General features: G+C 49.0%; 11 protein-coding genes. 10 read left to right on the top strand and 1 reads right to left on the bottom strand.

The features are described from left to right. Positions 1-92: 92 nt before the first annotated feature. Positions 93-1436, top strand: coding sequence for an MFS transporter (locus IV64_RS10450; RefSeq protein ID WP_057707185.1), 1344 nt, complete (start codon positions 93-95; stop codon positions 1434-1436). Positions 1437-1647: 211 nt separating this feature from the next. Here IV64_RS10450 and IV64_RS10445 read toward each other — a convergent pair whose 3' ends face one another. Then, on the bottom strand, positions 1648-2238 hold the full coding sequence (locus tag IV64_RS10445) for a TetR/AcrR family transcriptional regulator (protein ID WP_057707184.1): 591 nt from the start codon (positions 2236-2238) through the stop codon (positions 1648-1650). Between the two features lie 88 nt (positions 2239-2326). Between IV64_RS10445 and IV64_RS10440 the strand changes: the two genes are divergently transcribed. The 9 genes from IV64_RS10440 to hslV all read left to right on the top strand — a co-directional run bounded on the left by IV64_RS10440 (position 2327) and on the right by hslV (position 12707). Continuing rightward, the gene (locus tag IV64_RS10440) at positions 2327-3754 is read left to right on the top strand and encodes a DHA2 family efflux MFS transporter permease subunit (RefSeq protein ID WP_464426541.1); all 1428 of its coding nucleotides are present in this window, start codon (positions 2327-2329) and stop codon (positions 3752-3754) included. After that, entirely contained in the window at positions 3754-4434 is a 681-nt protein-coding gene (locus IV64_RS10435) for a DUF4811 domain-containing protein (protein WP_057707183.1), read from the top strand. Before IV64_RS10440 ends, IV64_RS10435 begins: the two co-directional genes overlap by 1 nt. Before the next feature lie 292 nt (positions 4435-4726). Then, the gene (gene ylqF, locus IV64_RS10430) at positions 4727-5581 is read left to right on the top strand and encodes a ribosome biogenesis GTPase YlqF (RefSeq protein ID WP_057707182.1); all 855 of its coding nucleotides are present in this window, start codon (positions 4727-4729) and stop codon (positions 5579-5581) included. Then, on the top strand, positions 5574-6341 hold the full coding sequence (locus IV64_RS10425) for a ribonuclease HII (RefSeq protein ID WP_057707181.1): 768 nt from the start codon (positions 5574-5576) through the stop codon (positions 6339-6341). Before ylqF ends, IV64_RS10425 begins: the two co-directional genes overlap by 8 nt. A gap of 32 nt (positions 6342-6373) precedes the next feature. Next, on the top strand, positions 6374-7240 hold the full coding sequence (gene dprA, locus IV64_RS10420) for a DNA-processing protein DprA (RefSeq protein WP_057707180.1): 867 nt from the start codon (positions 6374-6376) through the stop codon (positions 7238-7240). 88 nt (positions 7241-7328) lie between these two features. Next, entirely contained in the window at positions 7329-9485 is a 2157-nt protein-coding gene (topA, locus tag IV64_RS10415) for a type I DNA topoisomerase (protein WP_057707179.1), read from the top strand. A gap of 344 nt (positions 9486-9829) precedes the next feature. Next, positions 9830-11167, top strand: a complete 1338-nt coding sequence (trmFO, locus tag IV64_RS10410; RefSeq protein ID WP_057707178.1) for a methylenetetrahydrofolate--tRNA-(uracil(54)-C(5))-methyltransferase (FADH(2)-oxidizing) TrmFO — start codon at positions 9830-9832, stop codon at positions 11165-11167. A 68-nt stretch (positions 11168-11235) separates the two neighbouring features. After that, complete coding sequence (gene xerC / locus IV64_RS10405) at positions 11236-12147, top strand: tyrosine recombinase XerC (RefSeq protein WP_057707177.1); 912 nt, start codon at positions 11236-11238, stop codon at positions 12145-12147. Between the two features lie 17 nt (positions 12148-12164). Beyond that, a complete protein-coding gene (hslV, locus tag IV64_RS10400) occupies positions 12165-12707 on the top strand; it encodes an HslVU peptidase proteolytic subunit (RefSeq protein ID WP_057707176.1) in 543 nt (180 codons plus the stop codon).

The raw sequence follows: 12707 nt of genomic DNA, 5'->3' as shown, positions 1-12707 counted from the left end.
TTAGGTTGAAGCTTGTCAGTGAATGACTGGAATGATATGGTTATATAGTTCAAAGATATTTGAACTATATTTGACACTAGGGGGAATTTAAAATGGCAATTGCAAGTGACCCTAACCGGTCTAAATGGGTTCTGGCACTGACGTCGCTGGGCTTTTTCATGGCGATGATGGACGCCATGATCGTGACAACGGCTTCAACGGCAATTCGAACGGAGTTTCAAATTTCGGTCAGGTCGCTCCAATGGGCCTTAAACGCATACAATATCACCATTGCGGCGGTGCTACTAGTTGGTGTAATTTTGGGTGAACGGTGGGGTCGGCGGCGAATTTATATTTTGGGGCTATTAGTCTTTACGCTGGGATCCGTGTTTTGTGCGCTAGCTACTAACATCAACGGCCTCATCTTGGCACGTGTCGTTGAAGGTCTGGGGGCCTCCGTCATGACACCCATGTCAATGGCAATCCTGACCCATACGTTACCGGCTAGTCAGCGTGGCCGGGCGTTGGGGATTTGGAGTGGTATCGGTGGCTTAGCATTGATCGTTGGGCCTTCACTGGGAGGTCTGATTGTCGCTCAGTTTACTTGGCAGTGGATTTTTTGGATCAACGTGCCGATCGGGTTACTAGCAATTTGCTTATCCGGCCGTTACTTACCAGAGAGTCATGGTCAAAGCGAGCCGGTTAATCTGATCGATAATGGGTTGATGGTTGGTGTGTCAACGGGGCTGATTTGGGCGTTGTCAGCGACCACCAGTGGCTCGGGACTCGACCAACTCAAGTGGCCGTTATTGATTGGACTAATCAGTCTGGCTGGTGGGGGCTGGTTTATTTATCGTCAAGCTCACGAAGCGGCGCCGATGATTCCCCTGACCTTTTTCCGCGAAAAAAGGTTTACGGGCGGTAACCTAGCTACGGCTTGTCTTTACGGGTCGATGTACGGGGTCGTTTTCTTCTTACCCCAATATTTGCAGACGCGTCAAGGTGCGACCGCGTTGACCGCGGGCTTAGAACTATTGCCTTGGACGGGGACGTTGGTTGTCGTGGCGCCGTTTGCGGGCCAAGCGGTCGATCGGTTTGGTGAACAGCGGATTGCCACATTAGGGTTACTGTTTCAAGGCATCGGCTACCTGTTCATTGCGGGCTTTGTGCAAAAACCGTACGCGTGGATAGTCTTACCACTAATGTTAGCGGGCGTCGGGTTATCCATGGCGGGGCCGGCCCTACAAAAAGCCGTTATTGGGTCGGTACCGCACCTGGCCATTGGCAAAGCCGCGGGGATTTATAACGTCTTTCGCTTACTGGGTGGGGCGTTAGGAACCGCGATCGCCGTCGTGAGCTTTTACCAGTTATCAGGCCAATCGTTTGCGAGTGGTTTTCAAGTCACGATGATTGTGACGGCGGGACTATCGTTACTTGGAATGGTCTGGTCGCGTTAGCTGACAGTTAAATCATAAACTTGATTCATTAGCGACCGTGGTGATTCAAATGGGTTAAATAGCTCGGCATACCGGTACATAGGACGATGAAACCGGTCGAAAGGGTGACTATTTTTAAATTTTGTTTGTTAAGCGAAAAAATAACGGGTTGATAGAAAAAAGGGTCGCACACCATTAGATTCGTTCGTCTAATGGTGCGCGGCCCTTTGGATTAATGGGTCAAGACGGGTAATAAAATATCATCAACGAGGGTCACAACGGCGGCTTCGTCGTAGGGCCGTTCGCTTAAAATGTAGGAAAGTAACAGCAACGTGGGTTGTCCCTTGGCCGCTGCCGGAAGTTGGTCGGGCGGGGTCTTTAACTCTCCCCGTTTTTCAGCGTGTTGCAAGATTTCCGTTAAAAATCGTTGAAAATAATTGTCGTTCATAAAGTCAAATTTAATACTAGAAGCGTTTGGTAGCGTTGCGAGCGCAATTGATTTTAAGTTGTGGATGCCGACGAATTGAATCGCGGGTAACGGGCGCGTCATCAACACAATCAAATCTTCTCGGAATGACCCAGTATCCGGAATTTCGCGATTAATGATGGTGGGATGCTGCTTAAAATAGCGCTGAACCGCGGTGGTCACGACGGCTAACTTAGTATCCCAACGGCGATAAATTGCGTTTTTATTCGTTTGAGCCGCGGTCGCAATTTCAGCCATGGTCATTTGGTCGTAACCGTTAGTTTGTAAGACGACCAACGTCGCGTCTAAGATGGCCGCTTCCAGTTCGGGGCCCCGTTTACGATGTGTCTGTGCCATTTTTTCGTCACCAATCCCTTGTCTTTTTGAAAAAAGCGTGTATTATTCCTTTTAAGGTACCTCGAGTACCCTAAAGGAGAGATGCAAAGTGAAAACTGATTTAAAACAAACTGAACCGGTGGCAAACACCGGTCACATGGATATGAAGGCCGCGTTGATCATGATTCTAGTCATGATGGCGCCCATGCTCGATACCACCATGACAAACATTGGTATCAATACTATTCTGAAAGATTTAAACGCAACTGTCAATACGATTCAGTGGGTAACGTCCGCGTACGTTTTGGCGCTAGGGTTAGCGGTTCCGCTAGCCGGCTGGTTGGTGGATCAAATGTCCGGCAAGCGACTGATAGTCATTGCCCAAATCATCTTTTTGATTGGATCAGTCATGTCCGGGATTGCAAATAACGTGCCAACATTACTGATTGGCCGGATCATCCAAGGTGCCGCAGCGGGCGTCATCATTCCATTAGCAACGACCTTGATGTTACGAATGGCGCAGGGACAAAATTTAGGGCAGCTCATGGCGGTCGTCGGGTTGCCAATCGTCTTTGCTCCAATTTTAGGGCCCACGGTTGGTGGCGCATTAATTAAGTTCTGGAGTTGGCACTGGTTATTTTATATTAATATTCCAGTAGTGTTAGTGGCGCTATTTCTAGTGATACAAAACTTGCCGACTTTTGCTCCGCAAGAAGGGGCGCGTAAGCCGTTTGATTGGATTGGATTTGTCCTGATCGTTGGGCTATTTTCAGGCTTGATCGTTGCCGTGACTAATTTCAGTCAGAACGATATCTTTGGCCAGTTAACGGTCCTAGGACCAGGATTATTAGGCGTGGATTGCTTATTGTTGTACATCGTCTACGCAGCCAAACGACCTGAGCGTGCGTTATTACCGTTGAAGCTATTCAATAACGGTCACTTTTCGGCTTCAACGGGACTGTTGTTCATGTCGGGTTTGATGGTCAACGGGGCGATGTTTGCGTTGCCGTTATTTTTACAAAACATTCGACATCTAAGTGTCATTATGACCGGCGTTTACTTAATTGCGTTGGGGGCCGGGATGTTGGTTACCCGGACCCAAGTTGGCAAGCTCACGGATGCCTACGGGGCTAAGTGGGTCGTCGTTATTTCACTAGTCGTTGCTACCGCGACGACCATCCCGTTTGCTTATTTTTCCAAAACAACACCGGATTGGTTGATTTTAACGATGCTCTTCTTAATGGGGCTTAGTCGCAGTGGCGTGACGATTCCCATCATGAGTGATAGTTATACGGGTTTGGCGCCGGCGCTCATTCCTGAAGCAACGGTCACGACGCGGATGGCTCAAAATATTGGGGGCTCGATTGCGACCGCCATTTTAGCGGCTGTGATTGCAAGTTATGAAGGTAATGACGTTGCGACGACGGCCATGATGACCCAAGCGTACGCGCACGCGTTTATGTGGATTGCAGTGGGTACGGCCGTTGCCATTATCCCGGCCCTATTTTTAAGCGTTAAAACTAAGGAGGCTGCGTAATGCTATTACTAGTTATGGGACTGTTAGGGCTTTTAGCGGGGTACTTGTTAGTGACTAACCGCCATTTATGGGGCACCTTAGCGCTGATTGGCCTATTTGTGTGTCAGGGATTGGTGTTATTAGAGACGCAGACGCATTTTGGCACGGTGTTGCAGGCTCGAACAGCGACGACTAAAATTGCGCCAATCACGCAGATCAAGGGCAATTCAATTTTAGTGACCGAAACGCTTAAAAAGGGCAAAACGCAGTATACCGCATACGCCACGCGCCAACCGAAAACGCAGCGTACGCAGCTGATACTCAACCGCCAGAAGCAAGTACGGGTCATGCGAACGGCCACAACGAACACCGCAACTAAAACTAGCCAAGTTTGGCGCTATCATTATCAGAATTCTATTTTGAAGTGGTGGTTTGTGGGCGTTACTAATGACGGGCAGTTACAACGACAAACGGTGACTTATCATTTGCCAAAGACGTGGCAAGTCTTAACGAAGGGTCAATTGACGCAACTAGGACGGCAGCTCAAACAAAAGCGCACCCAGCGTGAATTACGCGTAACCGTCAGTCAACAAGTCGCTAAGCAGATGCGGGCGCACCCACAATTAATGACGCAAAAAACAAAGTTGGTCCAGCGGGCTGAATACTTGGCCGTTCAACAACTCATTATGAAGATGAAGTAATTACTGACGAGTTTCCCGCAGACTGTAGGGCGCTTGCCTGATTAAATCAACCGGTTTGCCTGAGTAACGTCGGCGACCGGTTTTTATGATGGCTACGAATAAATATGACAGTAAAATAACCGTGCAGATGAATAATTCGCGTTCTAGCAGTAATGCCACTATCATAGGTGGCGGTCAAAATGGTAAAATGAAATAGTCTATGGAAACTTTACGAATGAAATAGTAACGGATAATAAATTTATTTTGAGAAACTGGGGCGGATGAGCGCCCAATATGAGAGGAATTATTAACTATGGCAAATATCCAATGGTATCCCGGGCACATGGCCAAGGCCATCCACCAGATTCAAGACAACTTGCACTTAGTGGACATTGTGTTTGAATTGGTTGACGCTCGGATTCCCGTAGCGTCACGTAATCCGGAAATTGAAAAAGTGATTCAACAAAAGCCCCACCTGTTGATCATGACGAAAAAAGATTTAGCTGATCCACAAAAGACGGCTGACTGGGTCGCCCACTATGAAGCCCAGGGACAGACGGCGATCGCGGTCGATTCCCGTAATAACGTCACGGCTAAGCAAATCACACAGGCGGCCACCACGATGTTGGCAGATAAACTAGCAAACATTGAAGCTCGCGGCATTACTAACCGGCCGATTCGTGCGGTCTGTGTGGGGATTCCTAACGTTGGTAAATCAACGCTGTTAAACCACATCGTGAATAAGAAAATCGCCAAGGTCGGTGACCGTCCCGGTGTGACGAAGGGACAACAGTGGCTGAAGGCGTCCAACAAGCTGGAGTTACTCGATACGCCGGGGATTCTCTGGCCAAAGTTTGAGGACCAAGTTGTGGGGACTAAGTTAGCCGTTACCGGTGCCATCAAAGAAAATATTTATCCAAACGATGACGTTGCGCTGTACGCGCTAGACTTCTTTAAGCACCACTATGCCAAGCGTCTGATGGAACGGTATAAGTTAACGAGTGACCAATTAGAGATGGATAACCCAGAATTATTATTAGTAATGACTAAGAACGCCGGAATGCGTGAAGATTGGGAACGGTTCTGTGTCGCGTTCTTATTAGATATTCGTAAGGGCCGGCTGGGACGGTTTACCCTCGATTTGACGGGAGCTAGCGCCGATGCCTGAGTATACGATCGCCGACTTTAAGCGGTTACTGGCGGATGAGCCGACTGCTGAGATTCTTGCGCTGGCCCAGGCTGATGCCCGAAAAGGCGTTCAACAGGCTTACCAACGTTTTGAAAAACAACAAGCCAAGCACGCTGCCTTATTAGCCCGCTTCAAGCAACATATGCACTTAGAACGGGAATTTTGGGCTAAGGGGGGGCAATACGTTGCTGGCATTGATGAAGTTGGTCGCGGCCCGTTGGCGGGGCCGGTCGTTACGGCGGCCGTGGTAATTCCGCAAGACTTTGACCTGTTAGAAGTGAACGATTCAAAGCAGCTGACCGCTAAAAAACGGGCGGAACTATTTCCAAAAATCTTAGAGGAAGCCGTTGCCGTCAGCTTAGGCGTTGCAAGCTCGCAGCAGATCGACCAGTTAAACATTTATGAAGCGACCCGCGTCGCCATGGCGCAGGCCGTGAATAATTTAACGGTTCGGCCAACCCGCTTACTAGTAGATGCCATGCAGATTCCGGTGCCAATTGAACAAACCCGCCTCATCAAGGGGGATGCGAAGAGTGCCAGCATTTCAGCGGCCAGCATTGTGGCGAAGGTCGCACGGGACCATTTAATGGAAACCTATGATCAAGTCTATCCCGGTTATGATTTTGCGGATAATATGGGTTACGGCACGGCGAAGCACTTAGCTGGATTACAGCAATTAGGTGTGACCCCAATTCATCGCCACTCATTTTCACCAGTTCGAGACGCAGCACGACGTTAATTGCGAATCTTCCTAATAAAGGGAGTGAGCAGATGCAATTACGCAGCCTATTAATTCGATTGACCCTGGTCCACGGTTTAGGTTACCAGGCAATGACCCGCATTCTCAAACATTGCGTGCACGAACACGTGGTGATTACGGATGCGGGCCTTTTGGGGGCCGTGGCCCACTTAAGCGAGCATCAGATGACGATTTTTATGTCGGACTGGATGAGCGAATCCTTTGCGCGCCGCGTTGAAAAGCACGGCGTGTTGGATACCCTGACCATCGTGGATGCGGATTATCCGCTTGAGCTGTTAGCCAGTTTTAAGCCACCACTGGTCCTATTTCTAAAGGGCCACCGGGAACTATTGGCTGGTCGTAAACTTGCGGTGGTCGGGGCACGGCGGGCAACCCCCTACGCCGCCCGTTGTGTGACCCAACTCTTAACCCCGTTAGTGACGGAACAGTTAACCGTGGTCAGCGGTTTAGCAGCTGGGACGGATGGGTGTGCCCACCAGACGGCTTTAGATTGTGGCTTGCCAACGATTGCTGTTATCGGAACGGGGCTAGATCAGGCGTATCCGCGGGTTAATCGCCAGCTACAGGGACGGGTTAGCAAGGTAGGCTTACTAATTAGTGAGTACCCGCTAGGCGCGAAACCGGCCCGCTACCATTTTCCAGAACGAAATCGAATCATCGCGGGGCTCTGTCAGACGCTAGTGGTCATTGAAGCCCGGGAACATTCCGGAAGTTTAATTACCGCCAACTTGGCGCTACAGAATGGTCGCAACGTGCTCGCGGTCCCGGGGCCAATCGACGCGCCACTGTCCGTGGGATGCAACCAATTGATCGCTGCGGGCGCCAAACCCGTGTTAAATTCACAACATATAGTAGAAGAGTTTTTACCGATAATTTGACAAGCTGAAACTTTTGAAATATGATTACATGGATTTGTCAGAACATGAACCATAATAATTATAATCAAAAGTGTAAGGAGCTGATCTAGTGGCTGCTAGTACAACCAATGCAAAGCCGGCGGCAAAACGTAAGGCCCCGGCTAAGAAAGCAACAAAGACAACAACTAAACGAAAAACCAGATCGACCGCTAAAAAATTAGTGATTGTGGAATCACCATCAAAAGCAAAAACGATCGAGAAGTATCTCGGGCGTTCTTACAAAGTCGTCGCTAGTCTTGGACACATTCGGGATTTACCAAAAAGTAAAATGGGTGTCGACGTGGACAATGACTACGAACCCCACTATATTTCAATTCGTGGTAAGGGTGACGTTATTAAGGGGTTACGGAAAGAAGCCAAAAAGGCAAAAGCCGTCTACCTCGCATCTGACCCTGACCGTGAAGGGGAAGCCATCGCTTGGCACCTATCCTACTTATTAGGATTAGACCCCAAAGATAAGAACCGGGTCGTCTTTAACGAAATTACCAAAGATACGGTCAAAAATGCGTTTAAAGAACCCCGTTCGATTGACATGGACTTAGTGGATGCTCAACAAGCTCGGCGAATTTTAGACCGGTTAGTTGGTTATTCGATTAGTCCTTTGTTATGGAAAAAGGTTAAAAAGGGTTTATCCGCTGGACGGGTTCAATCCATTGCGTTGGATCTGATCATTCAGCGTGAAAATGAAATTAAGGCGTTTAAGCCGCAGGAATATTGGACGATCGAAAGTGAGTTCAAAAAGGGCCGAAGCAAGTTCATGGCCAATTTCTACGGGACGCACGGTAAAAAGATGCCGCTAGACGACAACGCTGCCGTGCAAAAAGTATTGAAGCAGCTAGACCGCGCTGGTGATTTTGACATTACGAAAGTGGTCAAAAAGGAACGTAAACGTTTCCCAGCACCGCCATTCACCACGTCAACGATGCAACAAGATGCTAACCGTAAGCTGAACTTCCGAACACGGAAGACCATGATGGCGGCCCAACAGCTCTATGAAGGGATCAACGTTGGTAAGGACGGCAACGTCGGGCTAATTACCTATATGCGGACCGACTCGACGCGGATTTCATCGATTGCGAAGCACGAAGCATCCCAATTCCTGCATAAGGAATACGGGGCCGAATACGCCGCAACGAAACCGGTCAAGGGTAAGTTGCCAGAAGGCGCGCAGGATGCCCATGAAGCCATCCGGCCATCGTCCGTTTTCCGGACACCAGCCAGCATCAAGGATTACTTGAATCGTGACCAATTCCGGTTATACCAGTTGATCTGGTCACGGTTCGTTGCGAGTCAGATGACACCGGAAGTCTTGGATACGATGGCTGTGACCATCGACCAAAATGACGTTCAGTTCCGTGCTAACGGGTCGAAGACCAAGTTTGCCGGGTTCACGAAGATCTACGACAAGACTGAAAAGAACAACGTCTTGCCCGATTTAAATGAAGGCGACGTCGTTAAGTTGAGCAAGACTGATCCGCAACAACACTTTACGCAGCCACCGGCACGTTATTCCGAAGCCAACTTGATCAAGGCGTTGGAAGAAAACGGGGTTGGTCGGCCATCAACGTATGCCCCAACGCTAGATACGATTCAGCGGCGGTACTACGTTAAGTTGGAATCACGCCGGTTTATCCCAACTGAATTGGGTGAGATCGTCAACGGGATTATCCAGGAATATTTCCCGGACGTCGTGAACGTCGGTTTTACCGCTACTCTGGAAGAACAGTTGGATTCAACTGAAGAGGGTAAGGAAAACTGGGTCGAGGTTGTGGATTCGTTCTACAAGCCATTCTCAAAGGAAGTTGAGAAGGCTGAAGCTGGAATGGAAAAGATCCAGATCAAGGACGAATTGGCAGGCTTCAACTGTGATCTCTGTGGGGCCCCAATGGTCATCAAGATGGGCCGTTACGGTAAGTTTTACGCCTGCTCGCGCTTCCCTGATTGTCGGAATACGAAACCAATCGTTAAAGAGATTGGCGTCGTTTGTCCGCAATGTAAGAAGGGCCAAGTCATTGAACGGAAATCCAAGAAGAACCGGATCTTTTACGGTTGTTCACGCTTCCCTGAATGTGACTTTGTTTCCTGGGATAAGCCGATCGGTCGGGATTGCCCGAAGGATGGTCATTACTTGGTCGAAAAGAAGGTCAAGGGTGGCAAGCAAGTGCTGTGTCCAAACGGCGATTACTCCGAAAACGTGCAAAAATAATCAAATTAATAAAAGACCAGGTCACCCCAACGGGGATGCCTGGTCTTTTTGCTTAGTTTGTCATTTAGAGGCTGGCTTAGGTGTGATTTCCGGACATTAACTGACTATCAAAATAATAATATTAAGGTAAAAGTGACTGATTGCCAAAATATACGGGGGTCAGCCCGGTGCTTGGGAATGTAACGTTCGGTTATGCTGAGAAGTGAGCTTAGTGCTGACGGGATTAATTTTCCCCGTCCATTGGTGAAATAACGAGTGGCTGGTTTGTATTATGGGGCTATCTCCGGTATGATTACCACAATACTATCAACGGTATGTGTTTTATAAGAAAAGAGGAATTCTGGATGGCATCAATACCAACCGTAAACGTCATCGGTGCGGGGCTCGCGGGCTCCGAAGCCGCATGGCAAATCGCAAATATGGGTGTAAACGTTCGTTTATACGAAATGCGCCCTAGCAAAATGACTCCGGCGCACCATACGAGTCAATTTGCAGAATTAGTTTGTACGAATTCATTGCGGGCAAACCAGCTCGCAAACGCGGCCGGTTTGCTTAAGGCCGAAATGCGCCAAATGGATTCAATCGTGATGCAGGCGGCTGAACACCACGCCGTTCCTGCCGGTGGCGCCTTAGCCGTAGACCGAGACACGTTCTCGGCGGAAATCACCGAAGCCATTACCGGCCTCAACAACGTGGAAGTTATTAATGAAGAAATGACGAGTTTACCTGAAGGCATCACCGTAGTGGCCACTGGTCCGCTGACTGCGTTGTCACTAGCAAAGTCGATTCAGGCGTTTAACGAGGAAGATGATTTACACTTCTTTGACGCGGCTGCACCAATTTTAACGAAGGACTCGATCGACATGGACAAGGTTTACCTGAAGTCACGTTATGACCGTGGCGAAGCGGCCTACCTGAATTGTCCGATGACCGAAGAAGAATTTGACGCCTTTTACGACGCGTTGATTCACGCTGAAATGGCCGAATCACACGATTTTGAAAATTCAGACGTCTTTGAAGGTTGTATGCCCATCGAAGTGATGGCTCAACGCGGCCGTCAGACGATGCTATTTGGTCCGCTTAAGCCGGTTGGGTTGGAAGATCCAAAGACGGGTAAGCAACCATTTGCCGTTGTCCAATTGCGTCAAGATGACGCGGCGGGCGACCTCTACAACATCGTTGGCTTCCAGACCCATTTAAAGTGGGGCGAACAAAAGCGGGTCTTCTCCATGATTCCTGGACTTGAAAACGTCGAATTCGTGCGTTACGGGGTCATGCACCGCAATACCTTCATGAAATCGCCAAAATTATTAGAACCAACGTACCAGACTAAGCAGCGGCCAGACCTCTTCTTTGCGGGCCAGATGACCGGGGTTGAAGGCTATATCGAAAGTGCAGCCAGCGGGATCGTTGCGGGGACCAACGCGGCCCGGTTGGCACTCGGGTTAGACCCCGTTGTTTTCCCAACGGATACCATGATGGGTGCAATGGCCCATTACATTACCCATACGAGTGCGAGCCACTTCCAACCCATGAACGCGAACTTTGGAATCGTGCCGAAATTGAAACAGCGGATCCGCGATAAGCGTGAACGTAACACCGCCATTTCTGAGCGCGCGTTGGCCGACCTCGAAACGTTTAGAAATACGGCGTTGACGAAGACCGTGACCAGCGAAAACTAACTTACAAGGCACATAATTGTGTTTTCCTCCATACTTTGCTAAAGTAGCAACGTATGGAGGTTTTTTGTATGGAGACAGACTATTTAGCCCTTTTTTTAAAGTACATTCGGGTTGAAAGGCAATATTCAGACGAAACCGCCGCGGCTTACCGGGAAGACATCCAAGCTTTTAATGATTTCTTAACGGCAAACGGCGGTGCGAAAGCGTATACTGAAATTGACCACCTGGATGTGAACGTTTACTTAAGCCATCTATATGATCGACACCTGACGCGCAATTCAATCGCTAGGAAGGTGTCTAGCTTACGGTCGTTTTATAACTTTCTCGTTAAAAATGACTTGGCGAAGGTGAACCCGTTTGTATATGTTCAGTTAAAGAAACACGCCGCCCGCTTACCACGCTTCTTTTACCAAAAGGAGCTCGACGTTTTATTTCAGACGGTGTATGCGGATGATACGGTGATGGGTGCGCGGAATGCGGCCCTGCTGGAAGTCCTATACGGAACGGGTATCCGACTCAGTGAGTGTGTTGATTTACAGCTTGCCGATGTCGATTTTGAAATGAAAATGATGTTGATTCGTGGGAAAGGTGACAAGGAGCGTTACGTGCCGTTTGGGCGTTATGCGGCCAGTGCGCTGAAACACTATTATGAGGTCTGCCGAACGCCTGTGATGGCGAAGTATGGCCAGCAACACACGACGGTCTTTATTAACCGTCACGGCGGAGCCATTACCGGCGGGGGCGTTGAATACGTCTTAAATCAAATTGTGAAGAAGAGCAGTTTGACCGCGGACATTCACCCCCATATGTTGCGGCACACGTTTGCGACGCAGATGCTGAACAATGGCGCCGATTTGCGGACTGTCCAGGAACTACTGGGTCATACCAGTCTGTCCACGACGCAGATTTATGCGCACGTCACTAAGGAGCACTTACAACAGGATTATCGCAACTTTTTCCCGCGGGCAACGCGGAAGTAATGTAAAGGAGATTGACTATGCCAGTAAAATTTGAAGCAACTACGATTTGTGCCGTTCGTCAAAACGGGCACAATGCAATGGCCGGAGACGGTCAGGTAACGATGGGTGAAAAGGTCGTCATGAAAGGGACTGCGCACAAGGTTCGTCGGATCTATAACGACCAAGTTGTCGTGGGTTTTGCCGGAAGTGTCGCGGACGCATTCAACCTCGAAGACCGTTTTGAAAAGAAACTCAACGAATATTCGGGTAACTTGCAACGGGCTGCGGTCGAACTTGCCCAGGAATGGCGTGGCGATCAAGCCTTACAAAAACTAGAGGCGTTACTGATTGTGATGGATAAGGATGAAATGTTTTTGGTCTCCGGGAGTGGTGAAGTCATTAGTCCCGATAACGACGTCTTGGCAATCGGTTCTGGCGGTAACTTTGCCTTAGCCGCAGCACGCGGGATGCAGTTGCATGCCCAAGATATGAGCGCGCAAGAAATTGCTGAAGCCGCCATTAACATTGCTGGTGACATCGATATCTTCACCAACCATAACGTTATTTCCGAAGCCTTATAA

It is taken from the genome of Lactiplantibacillus xiangfangensis (assembly GCF_001438845.1).
GTDB lineage: Bacteria > Bacillota > Bacilli > Lactobacillales > Lactobacillaceae > Lactiplantibacillus > Lactiplantibacillus xiangfangensis.
This window is presented reverse-complemented; position numbering and strand designations above follow the sequence as displayed.